The organism is Streptomyces sp. NPDC048507 (genome assembly GCF_043199995.1).
GTDB lineage: Bacteria > Actinomycetota > Actinomycetes > Streptomycetales > Streptomycetaceae > Streptomyces.
In genome coordinates, this window is sequence record NZ_JBICWZ010000001.1 from 954,191 (window position 1) to 969,583 (window position 15,393).

A 15,393-nucleotide genomic window follows, 5' to 3' on the forward strand; every position below is an offset into this window, starting at 1 on the left:
GCGGCGGGCGATACCAGCGGGGTCAGGGCAGGCAGGACAGGGCAGAGCGGGGCCAGGGGAGAACGGCGTGTTCAAGCAGCGGGAGATCCGGCAGTCGGTAGGCGCCCTCGTGGGCGCGGTCAGCCACCTCGAGGCCCCGGTGCCGGGCGAGGAGATGTGCCGCGCGCTCTGCGAGGCGATGGGGGAGCGCCGCGCCCGGAAGATCGAGTTCCGTACCACCTCCTTCCCCCCGGGGACCGCCAGCGGGCTCGCCCTCGACCTCGGCGAGCGGGACCTCGTCGTGGTGGAAAAGCGGACCGTGCCCCTCCATCAGCTGATCATCACGGGCCACGAGCTGCGGCACCTGGAACTGGGCCACTGCCACCAGCGCGTCGCCGAGCGCTCGCTGGCCGCCCGGCTCCTGCGCCACGACGCCGACTTACAGCACGTCGTCGAGTCGGTGCTCGCCGTCGCGGGCCGTCAGAGTCCCGAACTCGTCGGTGAGGACGGCACGGCCGCCAGGAGCCACGCACGGCAGGAACAGGCCGCGGAACGCTACGGTCTGGAACTGGCCCACGCCGTACGGCACCTGCTGTCCGCCGGCGCCCCCCAGCTGCTCGACCGGGAGACGACCTCCGGCCGCATAGAGGTGGCCCTCGGCCACCTCGGTGAGCGTGGCTGACCGTGTTCGACGTGAACTCCTGCCTCCCCGTGGCACTGGGCGTCCTGGTCGGCCTGCTCAGGCTGCCCGCCCTGCTGCGCAACCCCCGTGACCCGCTGCTGCGGTCGGTGGGGGCGCTGCTGCTGACCGCCGTCGGGGTGTTCGTCTTCGCCGCCGTCCCGATGATCGCCAAGGTCAACGAGGTCACCGGCGTGCCGAACTTCGCGGCGCCCCTCGTCTACTCCCTGCTCACCGCCTGCGCCGGTTCGGGCCTCGTCCTGGTCATCAACTGGCGCGGCGGCCGGCCCGGACACATCCGGCGGGCGAAGCGCTGGTGCATCGGCGCCTACTGCGCCGTCTGCGCGGCGCTCTTCGCCCTGTTCGCCCTCGGCAGCGCCCCCGTGGAGCGGCTGCGGGACTTCGACACCTACTACTCCGGCAGCGCGTACCTCCGCGAGATGATCGTGCTCTACCTCCTGGTCCACACCGTCTCGGCGCTGCTGATGTCGTTCCTGTGCTGGCGCTGGCTGCGCGAGGTGACCGGTGAACTGCGCGTGGGCCTGGCCCTCATCGTGGTGGGCTACTCCCTCTCCGTCTGCTTCGACGTGTGCAAGTTCACCGCCATCGGTGCCCGTTGGGCGGGCCTGGACTGGGACTACCTCAGCACCGACCTGGCCCGCCCGTTCGGCACGGCCAGCGCCCCTTTCATCGCGTTCGGCTTCGGCCTGCCGCTCGTCGTCCAGCGTTTCCGGGGGCCCTGGCGGGAGTGGGTCCACTACCGCCAACTGGGCCCGCTGTCACGGCTGGTGGGCGGCCTGTCGGACGGCGCTCCCGCCGTCAGCGTGCCGCTGCTCGCCCCGGTGGGCGTACGCCGTCTCCAGCGCGAGTCCGCCATCCACGACGGACTGCTCACCCTCAACCCCTACTTCGACCTCGGCCTGCGCGCCCGCGTCCACGCCGCCGCGCTGGCCGCGGCCGGCCAGGCCGGCTCCGGCAGCGGCTCCGGCAGTGGCGGCGGCCGGGGTGCAGGAGGCGAGGGGGCCGCGGCCCTCGCGGACGCCGCCATGATCGTGGCCGCGGTCGAGGCGCTCCACGCGGATCCGGAGCGACGGGTCATCGCCGAGTCCCGGGTCCTCCAGGAGGGCACGAGCGAACACCACGAGCTGGTCCGCATCTCCCGCTCGCTGCCCACGGCCCGGCCGCCCCGGCCCCGATGGAAAACCCTGCCGAAGGCCCGTACGCACCCCGTGACGAGGCCGCTGCCCGCCGAGCGGGAGCACGCGTGATGGCCTGGAGACGCTCATGAGAGACATCTACTACTACCTCCCGGCCGCCGTGCTGCTGGTCGCCTTCGCCCTGCGCCTGCCCGGGTTCGTCCGGCACTGGCACGACCCGCTCGTCCGCTCGGTCGCCGTCGTGCTCCCCCTGGGCGCCGTCGTGTTCTTCTTCGCGGCCCCGGCGACCATCTCCCGGGTGAACCAGTTCACGGGCATCACCAACTTCTCCGCACCGCTCGTCTACATCATCCTCACGGCCGGGAGCGCGGGCCTCATCAACCTGACCATCATGTGGCGGGGAGGTCCCGAGGAGCGCCGCCGCGCCGCCACGCGATGGTGCGTCGGCGTGTACGGGGCGGTCATCGCCGCGCTGGTCACCCTGTTCGCCCTCGGCCACGCGTCCGACGAACGGCTGCGGGACTTCGACACCTACTACGCCACCGCCGCGTACCTGCGCGAGATGATCGTCCTCTACCTCCTCGCCCATGCGCTCGCCACCCTGGTGCTGGCCGTGCTGTGCTGGCGCTGGGCCCGCGAGGTCGCGGGCCTGCTGCGCGTCGGCCTGCTCCTCATCGTGACCGGTTCGCTGTTCAGCCTGGGGTACGCCGTCCTCAAGCTCGTCGCCGTCGGCGCCCGCTGGACCGGCCTCGACTGGGACTGGACCAGCACCACCTTCGCCCCGACGCTGGCCTCCCTGGCCACGCTGTGCCAGTGCGTCGGCTTCGCCCTGCCCTCGGTCAGCCAGGCGCTGGCCCGTGGGTGGCGCCAGTGGACCCAGTACCGCAGGCTCGGACCGCTGTGGCGGACCGCCCGCGCGATCACCCCGTACGAACTGGTCCCCATACCGTGGTGGTCCTCGCTGAGCCGCCGGCACCTCAGGCGGGTCTGCGACATCCGGGACGGCCTGCGGCTGCTGTCGCCCTACCTGGACCGTGACGGGGCGTCCGGCGGACCGGCTTTCGTGACCGGACCAGGAGCGCTCAAGCCGGAGGCGGAACGGCACGCCGCGCTGGTGATCGCGGCGTTCCGCGGCGCGCCCTCGACGGCGCACGGCGGGCTCGAAGCCCTGCTGGAGGGCGCCGACGAGGAGCTCGTCCGGCTCTCCGACGCCCTGCGCGCCACGGCGGCCCGCGCGCGGACCGGTGTGCCGCAGCCGGCCCAGGCACCGCCCCGGGCGGCCCTGCGCACGCAGATCCCGGCGCCGTGCGACCGGTGCGACGCGGGCGCGCCCTGCGATTCCCGGACCCCGCACGTCCTGCCGCGGACCGTTCCGCGCGCCGCCGGGCGCGCCCGCCCCGCCGAAACGGCCCCCGCCGACGGCCGCGCGACCTGAGCACGCCCCCGCGCACCCCCACCCCCCCGTCCCCCTTCCCCGCATCCACACACGGCCGCCGGCCGGCGGCCCCTGGAGAACGACCACATGAGTGACCCGAGCACCACCACCCCCACCCCCGGCGCGGTCCGCAGAAGGGCCGTCGTCATCGGCGGCAGCCTCGCCGGGATGCTGGCGGCGGCCGCGCTGCGCGACGCGGTCGACGAGGTGGTGGTCGTCGAGCGGGACGAACTGCCGCAGGGTCCGGCCGACCGCAAGGGCCTGCCCCAGGCGCACCACGCCCACATGTTCTGGAGCGGCGGCGTCCGTGCCGCCGAAGCCCTCCTGCCCGGCGTCACCGACCGCTGGCTCGCCGCCGGCGCCAACCGCATTCCCGTACCCAGCCACATGGTCGCCCTCAGCGCACAGGGCTGGTTCCGCCGCTGGGGCGCCGAGACGCACTTCGTGATCGGCTGCGGCCGGCCGCTCCTGGACTCCGTCGTACGGGACCTCGTTCGGGAGGGCGGGGGAGTGCGGTTCCTGCCGCACACCGCCGTCGAGGGACTCACGGGAATGGCCTCCCGCGTCACCGGGGTGCGCCTGCGGACGGCGGACGGCCGGACGCGGTGCCTGGAGGCGGACTTCGTCGTCGACGCGAGCGGACGCGGCTCCCGCGCCCCCCGCCACCTGGCGGAGCTCGGGGTGCCCGCGGTGCCCGAGCGGTCCCTGGACCTCGGCCTCGTGTACGCGACGCGCGTCTTCCGGGCCCCGCCGGAGGCCGCCGGCTTCCCCGTCATCAGCGTGCAGTCCGACCCGAGGAGCGGGAGCGCGGGACAGAGCGCCAGCATCCTCCCGGTGGAGGACGGCCGGTGGATCGTCACCGAGACGGGGACGCGGGCGGGGGAGCCGACGGCGGAACCGGGCGACTTCGCGCCCTTCGCGCGCGGGCTGCGCCACCCCCTGGTCGGCGACGTCATCTCCCACCTCGAACCCCTGACGGGCGTGACGGTCAGCCGCAGCACGCGCAACACCCGCCGCTACTTCGAGCGGGCCAGGGCCTGGCCGGAACGTTTCGTGGTGCTGGGCGACGCCCTCGCCGCCTTCAACCCCCTGTACGGGCACGGTATGTCCGTCGCCGCCCAGTGCGCGCTCGTCCTGCGCGACCTGGTCCGGCTCCGGGGCGTCGGCTCGCCCCGCCTCTCCCGCCGCGTCCAGCGGGCCGTGGCCGCGCCGGTGGCCGCGGCGTGGGACCTGGCCGTCGGACAGGACGTCTTCTACCCGGAGGTCCGCGGCGGCGCCCCGAGCCTCCGCGACCGGATCCTCGCCCGGTACGTGGACCGCCTGGTCGCCACCAGCTGCGGCAGCCTCGCCATGGTCCGGGACCTCACCGACGTCACCTCCCTCCAGGCCCCGCTCACGACCCTGGTCAGGCCCCGCGTCCTGCTGGGCGCCGTACGCGGCCCCCTGCTCCCGGCCCTGGACGCCCCGCAGCTCACCACCCGCGAACGCACCCTGCTGCGCGCGGACCACCCGCTCCCGTCGGCCCGCTGAGGTTCCTCAGGCGGTGGCGCCGGGCTGCGGGGTGGTGTCGATGACGGCCCACAGGCGGCGGCCGTCCCCGGCGCTGTCGGTGCCGCAGCCGGTCACCGTCCCCATCGCCGCGACGTCACCGAGCACACCGTCCGGACACCCCGCGGACGCGGGGGCGGTGCGGTGGCCGAGGACCAGGGCGAGCACCTGGCCGTCCCGGTCGCCGAGGTGCACGCTGACCCGCTTTCCGCCGCCGCCCGCCGCGCTGTCGACGAACAGCCGTACGGCCGTGGCCAGATCGCCGTCGTCGGCGACCGGCAGCCGCCAGGCGCGCACGGTCGCCACCGCCTGCCGGGCCGCCTTCGCGGCCGCCCACCGGTCGGCCGGGAAGGTCAGCGCCGCCGTCCTGCGGTCGCGGACCACCAGCCGGGGCGGCTTGCGCAGGTCCACGGCCGCGCCCTTCCCCGGCTGCGGTCGCGGCGCTTCCACGGGCCGTTTCGGGGGCGGCGGGGTCCTCGGGGGGTGGGTCGGCGGCACCTGGGGCCCCTTGGCGTCCGTGATCCCGGTCATGACCGGACAGGTTACGCCCCGGATCGGGTGCGTGACAGCCGGTCAGCGGAGCGCGGCGGCCCGCCGTGCACCCTCACGGCGGACGGGGAAGTCGCGGGAACCCGCCCCACCCGACCTGACCAGCGGGTTCCGGGAGAGGATGGCGGGACGCACGAGAGGGAGGGGGCGTGGTGGACGTGAGTGACGACCGGCTGCGGGATCAACAGGGCTACGAGGAACTGCTCGCCGTCATGGGGCTGGAGCCCGTGGGGACGTGGCGGCTGCCCGGCGTACGGGAGGCGGCCACGGCCCGCCGGCTGCTGGCGGCGGCGGCCGCGGAGCGCGAACCGGCCCCGGGGCCGGGCGCCGCCCCGCCCCCCGCGCCCGCACCGCCCGAGGCGGCGGCCGCGCTGGTCCTCGCCGGGGGACGGGAGTTCCTGCTGGCCTTCGAGGGGCCCCACGCGCCGCGCGGCTGCCGGGGCAGGGCCTGGCACCGGGTCCGGATACCGGCGGCCGACCCGGTCGCGGCCCTGGCCGCCCTCTTCCGCGCGGCGGACCCGGACCCGCGGGGCCTGCTCCTCGCCACCACGGACGGCGAAACCGTCGCCCGCGCGGCGTCCGGTCCCGGAGCCCCGGGGCTGCTGGTCGTCAGCGGGACGAGCGCGCGGATCGAGGCGGCGGCCCGGGCCGCGGCGCGGGAGAGCGAGGAGGAGAACGCGGCCGTCTGGGACGGCTTCCTCGCGTCCCTGACCGACATCGGCCCGGACGCCCGGCTCCGCGGCGCCTGGGCCGAAGGCCTCGTCGTGAATCCGGCCGCCCCCGAGCCCCTGCGCCGGGCCCTGGCGCGCGCCGAACCCTCGCTCATGTGGCTGCTCCCCCCGGACGCCCTGGTGGAGGCCGTTCTGGCGCACCCCGACCCGAGGGCCAGGATCCGGGCCGTCGAAATGCGGCCGTCCCTCCTCGCGGACGACTGGGACCGGCTGTTCCGCGCCGCGGGCACCGCACGCGAACGCAGCCTCCTGGCCATGATCGCCGCCGACGGCGGGGCCGTGCTGGCGGAGCGGACCTGCGCCCTGCTGGCCGCCGACCCGTCCGCCCGGGTCCGGGCCGAGGCCGCGCGGCTGGCGGGCCTGGCGGTCCGGCACAGCGTCGCCCTGGTCCAGGACCCGGACGCCGGGGTCCGGGCGGGGGCCTGCCGGCGCGCCTGGCCCGCGCTCCCGCCCGAGCGCCGTCGGGCCCTGCTCACCGACGAGGCCCCCGCGGTGCGGGCCCGGGCCCGGCTCGCCCAGTACCAGGAGGTACCGCTCTCCCTGGCGCAGTACGCGGGAGACGAGCCGGACGCTGAGGCCGTGGAAACCTGCCTCCTCGGCCCCGACCTGGTCGAACACCTGCTGGCCGGCGGCGACTGCGGCCTGCGCCGGGCCCTCGCCGCCAACCCCCGCCTCGACCCGCGCAGCGTGGCCCGGCTCGCCCGGGACCCCGACGACGGGGTGCGGCGCGCGGTGGCCGTCCGCGCCGACCTCACCGAGGAACAGCGGGCCGCGATCCGGGTGGACGTCGACCCGTCCGTCATCTCCCACGCCCTGCCCTGGGTCGTGGAGCGCCACGAGGACCCGGAGGCCATGCGGATGCTCGCGGCCTCCGCGCACCCGCTCGTGCGCCGGAGCGTGGCCCGGGCCCGGCGGCTCCCCCCGGACGTGGTCCAGCGGCTGGCCTGGGACCCCGACCGGGTCGTGCAGCTGTTCCTCGCGGAGTCCTGCGACGACGCCCCGGCGGAGATGCTGTTGCGGGTGTGGACCTGGTGGACCGGCAGCCTGTCGTCCCCCGGACGCCCCCGTACCCACCCCAACTTCCCCCGCGAGGGCCTCCTGCGGTACGCGGACGACCCGCACGGCCGGATGCGGCGACTCGCGCTCGACGACCCGCGGTCCGGCGCCGCACTCGTCGCCCGCTTCGCCCGCGACCGCGACCCGGAGGTCCGGCAGCGGGCCGCGGAGGACCCCCGCCTGCCCGTCGCCGAGGCGGCGCTGCTGGCCGAGGACCCGAGCGACTCCGTCCGTACGACGGTCCTGCTCTCCGCCCGCCTCCCCGCCCGCCTCCTCGTCGACCGCCTCCGCGCCCCGGACACGGCCGCCACCGCCGCCCGCAACCCCGGCCTCCCGCCCCGCGTCATGGCGGCGCTGGCGCTCCACCGCACGGGCGAGCCGGGGTGCCGTTGACATGGAGCGCACTCCAGCACCTAGCGTCCCGATCACACGAACCGATCGAGGAGGCCGCAGCATGACCGACATCTCCCGCACGTCCCCCCTGCCCGTCCGGCACCTGGGCGACCTTGCCGTTTCCGCGCAGGGCCTGGGCTGCATGGGCATGAGCCACGGCTACGGAGACTCCGATGACGCGCAGTCGGTCTCGACCCTCCACCGGGCCCTCGACCTCGGGGTGACGCTCCTCGACACCGCCGACTTCTACGGCGCCGGGCACAACGAGGAGCTGATCGGGCGGGCCGTTGCCGGGCGCCGCGACCAGGTGGTGCTGGCCACCAAGTTCGGCTTCGCCAACCGGCTCGGCGAGCCGACCCTGGTCCGGGGCGACGCCGCCTACGTCCGCCGGGCGTGCGAGGCGTCGCTGCGCAGGCTCGGAGTCGACCACATCGACCTCTACTACCAGCACCGCGTCGACCCCAAGGTGCCGATCGAGGAGACCGTCGGTGCGATGGCCGAACTGGTGCGGGCCGGCAAGGTCCGCCACCTCGGCCTCTCGGAGGCCGGGGCGAGCACCGTCCGGCGGGCGCACGCGGTGCATCCGATCGCGGCGTTGCAGAGCGAGTGGTCGCTGTGGACCCGGGACCTGGAGGCGGAGATCGCCCCGGTCTGCCGTGAACTCGGCATAGGCCTCGTCCCGTTCTCCCCGCTCGGGCGCGGCTTCCTGACGGGCCGGTACCGCTCGGTGGAGGGCCTGGCCGCGAGCGACGTGCGGCGCGGCCAGCCGCGCTTCGCCGACGGCAACCTGGAACGGAACCTGGCGATCGTCGCGAAGCTGGAGGAACGGGCGGCGGCGAAGGGGGTCACCGCCGGCCAGCTCGCCCTGGCCTGGCTCCAGCACCGGGGCGAGGACGTCGTGCCGATCCCCGGCACCCGCCGCCCGCGCCACCTGGAGGAGAACCTCGCCGCCCTGACCGTCGAGCTGTCCGCGCAGGACCTCGCCGCCATCGAGGCCGCCGCCCCGGCCGCGCACGTCGCGGGGACCCGCTACGACGCGACGAGCCTGGCCCACGTCAACAACTGACCGCCCGCCGGACCCGGCCCGGACCGCGGCCCCGGCCCCGGTCCGCTCGTCAGGCGATGCCGATGACGAACGAGGCCCGGTAGCCGGCGCCGTCGGGCACCGGGTCCAGGGTCAGCCGGGCGCCCTTCGCCGCGAAGCGGTCGTCGCGGGTGTTGGGGTGGGCGGGGGCCTTGCGCCGGGAGTACGGCTGGCGCGCGTAGATCGTTTTCAGCAGTTCTTCGGGCAGGAACAGCTGCGAGGAGACCTCGGCGCGCCGGCCCGTGCGCACCTTGAAGTGCACGTGCGGGGCGATGTGCGCGTACCAGCCCGGCACGATGGTCCGGAAGGACACGCGGCCCTGCCCGTCGGTGGTCTGGGTGCCGCGCAGGTAGGTGGCCCCGTCCTGCGAATAGAGGCCCGAGGCGTCGGCGTGCCAGATGTCCACGGCCGCCTCCGCCAGCGGCGCGCACCCCTTCGACGCCCGTACGACGTGCAGGTCCAGCCGCAGCGGCACCCCGACCCGGTCCTCGGTGACGTCGGAGCGGTGCCGGCTCTTCGGCGTGTAGTACGGACCCTCCCCGGTTTCGGCGGCCAGGACGCAGCCCGGTGACGGGCCGGAGGGCCCGGGCGTCCCCGCCCGTCCGGCCGGAGCCCGGCCTGCCGCCTCCGGGCCGCCGCCCGTCCGCGCGCAGGCCGACGCCAGCGCGGCGACGGCGGTGGTCGGGACGGCCAGCAGCAGCGTGCGCCGCCGGGAGTCCGTGGGGGAGGGGCGGTCGGGGCGGTCGGCGCCGGTCATGGCCAGCCTTTCACGGGGAGCGGGGCGGGAGCGGGGCGGAGCGGGGCCGGGGCGGGGCCACCGGTGCCCACCGGTGCCCACCGGTGCCCACCGGTGCCCACCGTGGCGCAGCCGGCCCCCCGTCCGCCCGGACACGCCGCCGCCCCGCACCGGATACCTCCCCCCGGCCGAGGCGCGGGGCGCCGAACGGGGGCGAACGCGGGAGGAACGGCGGCCGTGCCCGCGCTCCGTGGCGCGAAAGCGATCGCGGCCCCGTCCCCCCGACGCGTGGTCCCTATGCTGGCCGCATGCTCGACATACCTCTTTCAGTACTCGAAGTCGCGATGGTCCAGACGGACACCCGGGCCGCGGACACCCTGCGGGACACCACCGCCTTCGCCCAGGAAGCGGAACGGCTGGGCTACCACCGGATCTGGTACGCCGAGCACCACCACTCGCCCGCGATCGGCGCCTTCCCCCCGGTCGTGCTGACCGCCCACGCCGCGGCCTCGACCTCGTCGGTCCGTCTCGGATCGGGCGGCGTACTGGCCCCCAACCACGTCCCCCTCATGCTGGCGGAGCAGTTCGGGACGCTGGCCGCGCTGCACCCCGACCGCATCGACCTGGGCATCGGCCGCGGTCCCGGGACCTTCGACGAGGCCACGGCACGCGCGCTGCGCCGCGGAGCCGGACCGGTCACCGACGCCGAGTACGAGGCCGACGTGTCCGCGATCCTGTCCTTCCTCGTGGACGAGGTCGCGCTCGGTCCGCTGCCGGAGCCGTGGCTGCTGGCCTCCAGCCCGGCCGGCGCCGGGCTCGCCGCGGCGCTCGGTCTGCCGGTCGCCGTCGCCCACCACATCCGCCCGGACCACACCCGTGCCGTCCTGGAGCGCTACCGGGCGGACTTCACCCCCTCCCGCTGGTGCGAGCGGCCCCGGGTGCTGCTGTGCGTGGAGACGGTGTGCGCGCGGACGGAGCGGGAGGCGGCCCGGAGCATCGGGCCGATGGACGTCGTCAAGGCCGGGCTCCTCAAGGGCCGGAGCGAGGCCCCCTTCCCGACCCCCGCCGAGGCGGCCGCCCACGCCTTCACGGCCGACGAACGGCAGGCGCTGGCGGCCTTCCGGGCCCAGCAGGCCGTCGGAACGCCCGAGACCGTCGTGCACCGGCTGGCGCGGCTCGTCCGCGAGACCGGAGCGGACGAACTGATGCTGACCACGCCCGTCTACGACCTCGGCGCCCGTCTGCTCTCCCACCGCCTCGTCATGGAGCACCTCGGCAAGGAGCACCTCGGCAAGGAGAAGGAGGAGGAGTACGCGGAGCAGCCGTCCGCGGCCGACTGCTAGTTTGCGGTCGTGGACCTGTTCTCCCGTTCCTGGTCGGCCTTGCGCGCGGCGGTCGCCGCGCTCCCGGACGAGGACTTCGCACGGCCCTCGGGCTGTGCCGGATGGCTCGTCCGGGACCTGGTGTGCCATCTGGTCATCGACGCCCAGGACGTCCTGATCACCCTCGTCACCCCCGCCGACGCGGAACCGACCCGTGACGCGGTGACGTACTGGAACGTCTCGGCGGCCCCGCCGTCCGGCGACGACCCGCTCGACGCACTGATCGTCCGGCTGGCCGCCGCGTACGAGGACCCGGCGCTGCTGAGGTTCCACCTCGACGACGTCGGCTCCGCCGCCGGCCGCGCGGCCGCGCTCGCCGACCCGCAGCGCCGCGTCGCCACGCAGGACATGGTCCTCACCACCGGCGACTACCTCGGCGCGTACGTCCTGGAGTGGACGCTCCACCACCTCGACCTGGTCGCCCACCTCCCCGGCGCCGCCGGACCGCCCGCCGAGGGGCTCGCCCGGTCCCGGCGGATGCTGGAGACGATGGCCGCAACCGTCTTCCCGCCGTCGTTCTCCGACGCGGACGCCCTGCTGACCGGTACCGGACGGCGCGCCCCGACGGCCGGGGAGAAGGCCCGGCTGGGCCCGCTCGCCCCCCGGCTCCCCTTCGTCATCGGCTGACGGCCGTCCGGCCACCTCCGTCCGCCGCCTGCGCCACGAGCTCGGCGACGATCTCCGTGCCGAGTGCGTAGGCCGGCACGCCCGAGGTGATCAGCGCGGTCTCGGCGACCCCGATGAGGTCGGTCACGGTGGCCCCCGCGTGCAGCGCACCCCGGGCGTGCAGGCGGGCCGGATGGTCCCGGCCGAGGGAGAGGAGCTGCCCGAAGTGGACGAGCTGCTGCACCCGGGCGCCCAGCGGACTGTCGGTCAGCACGATGTGGCGCAGCGCCGCGAGCGCCTCCTCGGTGGCGAGCCGGTCGAAGGCCCCCGCCAGGCGCAGCCGCTCCTCGACACCGCGGGGGACGTGTCCGAGCGTGGCCCGGTAGCGGTCGCGCACGGCCTCCGCGCGCGGGGCCGTGGCCGTGGCGGTGGCCGGATCCGGGGTGGTGTCGTCCGTCATGACGCGACCCGCGCGATCGAGGCGCGCACGGCTTCCAGGGCGCCGTCCGGGAAGTCCACGGCCCCGCCGATCGCCGCGGCGGCGATCTCCGCCTCGGCGCTCTCCTCGATCGCCACCACCAGGTGGGCCGTGGCCGCCGAGTCCGGGCCGAACACCAGCAGGCCGTGATTGGCCAGCAGGGCGGCCGCGGTCGTCGGGCGCCGCTCCAGGACGCCGGCGATCCCGCGCACCGATACGTCGGACCCGCGCGGCCCCCACGGCACCACCGGGACCTCCTCGGCCTGCCCGAAGCGGAGCATCGGCTCGGTCCGGCAAGGCAGCGGCCGGTGGGCCACGGCGAAGGCCGTCGCGGCGGGCGAGTGCGTGTGGATGATCGCGCCCACGTCGGGGCGGGCGCGGTACACCGTGCTGTGCATGGCGATGATCTCGGCGCTGACGGAGCGCAGCTCGCCCCGCAGGACCCGGCCGTCGAGACCGACGGTCGCCAGGTCGCCGGGCCGCAGCCCGCGCACGAAGCCCGGCGTCAGCAGGAGCCGCCCGCCGTCCAGCCGGGCGCTCAGGTTGGCGTGCCCCGAGTGCGCCATCACCCCCGCCGCGAAGAGCAGCTCGGCGGCTCCGACGATCTCCTCGGCCCGCTCGTTCTCGTCCACCCGGTGTGCTCCGGTCATCGTGCCATCTCCCGCTCGGTTGCCGGCGACCGCTCGTCGGGCGCCGTCCACGTGCGGACCACTCTTCAACTTGAACTAAGGTTCAAGTCAAGTGCGGTGGAGGAGGCCAGTGCGAGAGGTGCGGGAGGTGCGAGAGGTGCGGGACGTGCTCATGACCATCGGCCGGCTGGCCGAGACGACCGGAGTGCCGGCTTCGGCCATCCGCTACTGGGAACGGCACGGCCTGCTGCCCCGGCCCGAACGCCAGGGCGGCCAGCGGCGCTACCCGGCGCAGGCGGCCCAGCGGATCGTGATGCTGCGCAAGTGCCAGCAGGCGGGACTGACCCTGGCCGAGATCCGCGAGTTCCAGCAGGAACGCTCGCGCAGGGCCGCGATGATCCGGGACAAGGTCGCCGAGATCGAACAGCGCATGGTCGACCTCGACCACGCGCACCAGTTGCTGACCCACGCCCTCCAGTGCGGGGAGGAGGACATCGTGGCGTGTCCGAAGTTCCGCGAGCAGATGGCTTCGTGGAGCGCGCCGGCCGCCGGGGGCGGCCCGGCCTGATCCCGGCGTGCCCGCATGGAGCACCGGCCGGGAGCCGTCGGCGCCGGGCGGGTATGTGTGCACGGGCCCGCGCCCCGCGGGCGCCACGTGCCGCGCACCCGGAAGAAGGAGCCCCCATGGAGACCGTCACCCTGAACAACGGTGTCGAGATGCCGGTCCTCGGCTTCGGCGTGTACCAGATCCCGCCCGCGCAGACCGAGCGGGCCGTCGCGGACGCCCTCGCCGCCGGGTACCGCTCCCTCGACACGGCGGCCGCGTACGGGAACGAGGAGGCCGTCGGACGTGCGATCCGCGGCAGCGGCATCCCGCGCGAGGAGCTCTTCGTCACCACCAAGCTCTGGATCTCCGACGCCGGGGAGGACAGGGCCGGGCGGGCCTTCGAGACCTCCCTGCGCAAGCTCGGCCTGGACCACCTCGACCTGTACCTGATCCACCAGCCGTACGGGGACGTGTACGGCTCCTGGCGCGCCATGGAGGGGCTCCAGCGCGAGGGCCGCGTCCGGGCCATCGGGGTCTCCAACTTCCACGGGGACCGGCTGGTGGACCTGATGGACCACAACGAGGTCGCCCCGGCCGTCAACCAGATCGAGACCCACCCCTTCCACCAGCGCACCGCCGATCAGGAGCTCATGCGCGGGCGCGGGGTGCAGATCGAGTCGTGGGGCCCCTTCGCGGAGGGCCGGGGCGACCTCTTCACCCACCCGGTGCTGACGCGGATCGCCGCCGCGCACGAGAAGTCCGTGGCGCAGGTCGTCCTGCGCTGGCTGGTGCAGCGGGGAGTGGTCGTGATTCCCAAGTCGGTCCGGCCGGAGCGGATGGCGGAGAACCTGGACGTCTTCGGCTTCCGGCTCACGGACGATCAGATGGACGCCGTGGCCGCCCTGGACACCGGGGCCTCGCTGTTCTTCGACCACCGCGACCCGGAGATGGTCAGCCGACTCGGAAACGTCACCCTGAATGTATGATTTCTACGTATTTGTATGAGTTGCCACGACAAGTGGTGACGCCGGCAACGGCCGGTCGTCGCCGTGACGCAGGAGGCGGCGCGTGCAGCTCGATGAATCCCAGAGGGCCTGGGCGGCGATCATCGGTGTCATCGCCGTCATCCTCGCCAACATCGGGGCGATCGTCCTGATGAACACCGTGGGGCGGTGATCCCCGGCTCCCCGCCCCGACCCCACCCGCGGCTGCCATGTCCCTGACCAGCCGGGTTATGTTGTGCGTTCCATCGGGGGACGACACAACGGAGCACAGGCATGACGCACGACAACGGGCCGCAGGTGTACGGGGGCGGCTGGAGCGGGGCCCCGCAGTGGGGCGGCATGGCGCCGCCGGCGCCGCAGCCGGGGGTGATCCCGCTGCGGCCGCTGACCCTCGGGGACGTACTCGGCGGAGCGTTCCGGACCCTGCGCGGCCACTGGAGGGCGGTCCTCGGGGTCGTGCTCGCCGTACAGGCCTTCGTGCTGCCGGTGATGGCCCTCGTCGTGGGCATCGCCTTCGCGGCCGTCCGCCAGCACGTCGATCCGGTCTTCGACCCGCCCTACGGCGAGGACCCGGCGGCCGAGCACGTCGTGCCGCTGCTCGTCGCCGCCGGGACGGCGTTCGTCCTGCTCCTCGTCATCGGCATGCTGGGCACGGCCGTGGTCTGCGCGCTCTGCCCGGCCGTCCTCAAGGAGGCCGTGACGGGCCGTCCCACCCGCTTCCGCCCGATGTGGCGCGCCTCGCTGCGGCGGACGCCCGCGGTGGCCGGTGCGGTCTTCCTCGGGGCCCTGGCCGCCGCCGCGCCGATGATCGTCGTCATGGCGGTGTGGGTGCCGCTGATGGCCGTCACGGACTCCCGGGACGGCGCGTTCGGGCTCTTCGCGCTCCTGCTCGTGCTGCTCCTGCTCGCCCTGCCGCTGTCGGTCTGGCTCCACCTCCGCTTCGGCCTCGCTGCGGCCGTCGTGGTCCTGGAAGACGCGGGTCCGCTCACCGCGCTGCGCCGCTCGGCCGCGCTCGTCCGGGGCGACTGGTGGCGGATCTGCGGCATCACCCTCGTCGGCGCCCTGATCGGGGGAACGGTTGCCTGGGTGATCCAGCTGCCCTTCCAGCTCGTCGGTACGTTCGCGGTGATCCCGGTCATGATCGCGATGCCGCAGGACGGCAGCGGGCCGTCGGGCGCTCTGATCGCCGGCCTCGTCATCGCCTTCCTCATCACGGCCGTCGGCGGGGTTGCCGGACAGGTCTTCCAGATCGGCTTCGGCCAGCTGGTCAGCGGCCTGCTGTACGTGGACCAGCGGATCCGCCGGGAGGGCCTCGCCGGGGCGATCCTCGCGGACCTGGCCCGGACACCGGCACCCGCCCCGGCCGGCTCCGCGCCGGCCGCGCCGCCGCAGTAGTGCCG

15 protein-coding genes are annotated in these 15,393 nt (G+C 75.2%); 11 read left to right on the forward strand and 4 right to left on the reverse strand.

Annotated elements, in window-relative coordinates:
- Positions 1–67: 67 nt before the first annotated feature.
- The 4 genes from ACGFXC_RS04395 (at position 68) to ACGFXC_RS04410 (ending at position 4,780) form a co-directional block, all read left to right on the forward strand.
- The gene (locus tag ACGFXC_RS04395) at positions 68–661 is read left to right on the forward strand and encodes a toxin-antitoxin system, toxin component (protein ID WP_393709314.1); all 594 of its coding nucleotides are present in this window, start codon (positions 68–70) and stop codon (positions 659–661) included.
- A gap of 11 nt (positions 662–672) precedes the next feature.
- On the forward strand, positions 673–1,926 hold the full coding sequence (locus ACGFXC_RS04400) for an MAB_1171c family putative transporter (RefSeq protein WP_393709316.1): 1,254 nt from the start codon (positions 673–675) through the stop codon (positions 1,924–1,926).
- 16 nt (positions 1,927–1,942) lie between these two features.
- Positions 1,943–3,250 (forward strand): MAB_1171c family putative transporter, encoded by a 1,308-nt coding sequence (locus tag ACGFXC_RS04405; protein WP_393709318.1) that lies wholly within the window; start codon positions 1,943–1,945, stop codon positions 3,248–3,250.
- Positions 3,251–3,337: 87 nt separating this feature from the next.
- Positions 3,338–4,780: an NAD(P)/FAD-dependent oxidoreductase gene (locus ACGFXC_RS04410; RefSeq protein WP_393709319.1), complete on the forward strand. Its 1,443-nt coding sequence runs from the start codon at positions 3,338–3,340 to the stop codon at positions 4,778–4,780.
- 6 nt (positions 4,781–4,786) lie between these two features.
- Here ACGFXC_RS04410 and ACGFXC_RS04415 read toward each other — a convergent pair whose 3' ends face one another.
- Entirely contained in the window at positions 4,787–5,329 is a 543-nt protein-coding gene (locus ACGFXC_RS04415) for a hypothetical protein (protein ID WP_393709321.1), read from the reverse strand.
- A gap of 167 nt (positions 5,330–5,496) precedes the next feature.
- Between ACGFXC_RS04415 and ACGFXC_RS04420 the strand changes: the two genes are divergently transcribed.
- The gene (locus tag ACGFXC_RS04420) at positions 5,497–7,527 is read left to right on the forward strand and encodes a PE-PGRS family protein (protein WP_393709323.1); all 2,031 of its coding nucleotides are present in this window, start codon (positions 5,497–5,499) and stop codon (positions 7,525–7,527) included.
- A 61-nt stretch (positions 7,528–7,588) separates the two neighbouring features.
- Positions 7,589–8,593, forward strand: a complete 1,005-nt coding sequence (locus tag ACGFXC_RS04425) for an aldo/keto reductase (RefSeq protein WP_393709325.1) — start codon at positions 7,589–7,591, stop codon at positions 8,591–8,593.
- Positions 8,594–8,642: 49 nt separating this feature from the next.
- Here the strand turns inward: ACGFXC_RS04425 and ACGFXC_RS04430 are convergent, their stop codons facing one another.
- A complete protein-coding gene (locus tag ACGFXC_RS04430) occupies positions 8,643–9,368 on the reverse strand; it encodes an intradiol ring-cleavage dioxygenase (RefSeq protein ID WP_393709327.1) in 726 nt (241 codons plus the stop codon).
- A gap of 287 nt (positions 9,369–9,655) precedes the next feature.
- Between ACGFXC_RS04430 and ACGFXC_RS04435 the strand changes: the two genes are divergently transcribed.
- Both ACGFXC_RS04435 and ACGFXC_RS04440 read left to right on the forward strand, forming a co-directional pair.
- On the forward strand, positions 9,656–10,690 hold the full coding sequence (locus tag ACGFXC_RS04435) for an MsnO8 family LLM class oxidoreductase (protein ID WP_393709329.1): 1,035 nt from the start codon (positions 9,656–9,658) through the stop codon (positions 10,688–10,690).
- 9 nt (positions 10,691–10,699) lie between these two features.
- Positions 10,700–11,356, forward strand: coding sequence for a maleylpyruvate isomerase N-terminal domain-containing protein (locus ACGFXC_RS04440; RefSeq protein WP_393709331.1), 657 nt, complete (start codon positions 10,700–10,702; stop codon positions 11,354–11,356).
- Here the strand turns inward: ACGFXC_RS04440 and ACGFXC_RS04445 are convergent.
- The gene (locus ACGFXC_RS04445) at positions 11,346–11,795 is read right to left on the reverse strand and encodes a carboxymuconolactone decarboxylase family protein (RefSeq protein WP_393709333.1); all 450 of its coding nucleotides are present in this window, start codon (positions 11,793–11,795) and stop codon (positions 11,346–11,348) included. The genes ACGFXC_RS04440 and ACGFXC_RS04445 overlap by 11 nt on opposite strands.
- Positions 11,792–12,463 (reverse strand): class II aldolase/adducin family protein, encoded by a 672-nt coding sequence (locus tag ACGFXC_RS04450; RefSeq protein ID WP_393709335.1) that lies wholly within the window; start codon positions 12,461–12,463, stop codon positions 11,792–11,794. Before ACGFXC_RS04450 ends, ACGFXC_RS04445 begins: the two co-directional genes overlap by 4 nt.
- Before the next feature lie 151 nt (positions 12,464–12,614).
- On the opposite strand from ACGFXC_RS04450, the gene ACGFXC_RS04455 reads away from it, so the two are divergent.
- The 3 genes from ACGFXC_RS04455 to ACGFXC_RS04465 all read left to right on the forward strand — a co-directional run bounded on the left by ACGFXC_RS04455 (position 12,615) and on the right by ACGFXC_RS04465 (position 15,388).
- Positions 12,615–13,010, forward strand: a complete 396-nt coding sequence (locus ACGFXC_RS04455) for a MerR family transcriptional regulator (RefSeq protein ID WP_393709613.1) — start codon at positions 12,615–12,617, stop codon at positions 13,008–13,010.
- Between the two features lie 116 nt (positions 13,011–13,126).
- Positions 13,127–13,975, forward strand: coding sequence for an aldo/keto reductase (locus ACGFXC_RS04460; protein ID WP_393709336.1), 849 nt, complete (start codon positions 13,127–13,129; stop codon positions 13,973–13,975).
- A 291-nt stretch (positions 13,976–14,266) separates the two neighbouring features.
- Complete coding sequence (locus tag ACGFXC_RS04465; protein ID WP_393709337.1) at positions 14,267–15,388, forward strand: hypothetical protein; 1,122 nt, start codon at positions 14,267–14,269, stop codon at positions 15,386–15,388.
- Positions 15,389–15,393: the final 5 nt, after the last annotated feature.

What these genes read in the sequence shown, in the direction of transcription:
- ACGFXC_RS04405 (WP_393709318.1), top strand. Translation starts at nt 1,943, where the DNA reads ATGAGAGACATCTACTACTACCTCCCGGCCGCCGTGCTGCTGGTCGCC.
- ACGFXC_RS04410 (WP_393709319.1), top strand. Translation starts at nt 3,338, where the DNA reads ATGAGTGACCCGAGCACCACCACCCCCACCCCCGGCGCGGTCCGCAGA.
- ACGFXC_RS04415 (WP_393709321.1), bottom strand. Translation starts at nt 5,329, where the DNA reads ATGACCGGGATCACGGACGCCAAGGGGCCCCAGGTGCCGCCGACCCAC.
- ACGFXC_RS04425 (WP_393709325.1), top strand. Translation starts at nt 7,589, where the DNA reads ATGACCGACATCTCCCGCACGTCCCCCCTGCCCGTCCGGCACCTGGGC.
- ACGFXC_RS04430 (WP_393709327.1), bottom strand. Translation starts at nt 9,368, where the DNA reads ATGACCGGCGCCGACCGCCCCGACCGCCCCTCCCCCACGGACTCCCGG.
- ACGFXC_RS04435 (WP_393709329.1), top strand. Translation starts at nt 9,656, where the DNA reads ATGCTCGACATACCTCTTTCAGTACTCGAAGTCGCGATGGTCCAGACG.
- ACGFXC_RS04445 (WP_393709333.1), bottom strand. Translation starts at nt 11,795, where the DNA reads ATGACGGACGACACCACCCCGGATCCGGCCACCGCCACGGCCACGGCC.
- ACGFXC_RS04450 (WP_393709335.1), bottom strand. Translation starts at nt 12,463, where the DNA reads ATGACCGGAGCACACCGGGTGGACGAGAACGAGCGGGCCGAGGAGATC.
- ACGFXC_RS04455 (WP_393709613.1), top strand. Translation starts at nt 12,615, where the DNA reads ATGACCATCGGCCGGCTGGCCGAGACGACCGGAGTGCCGGCTTCGGCC.
- ACGFXC_RS04460 (WP_393709336.1), top strand. Translation starts at nt 13,127, where the DNA reads ATGGAGACCGTCACCCTGAACAACGGTGTCGAGATGCCGGTCCTCGGC.
- ACGFXC_RS04465 (WP_393709337.1), top strand. Translation starts at nt 14,267, where the DNA reads ATGACGCACGACAACGGGCCGCAGGTGTACGGGGGCGGCTGGAGCGGG.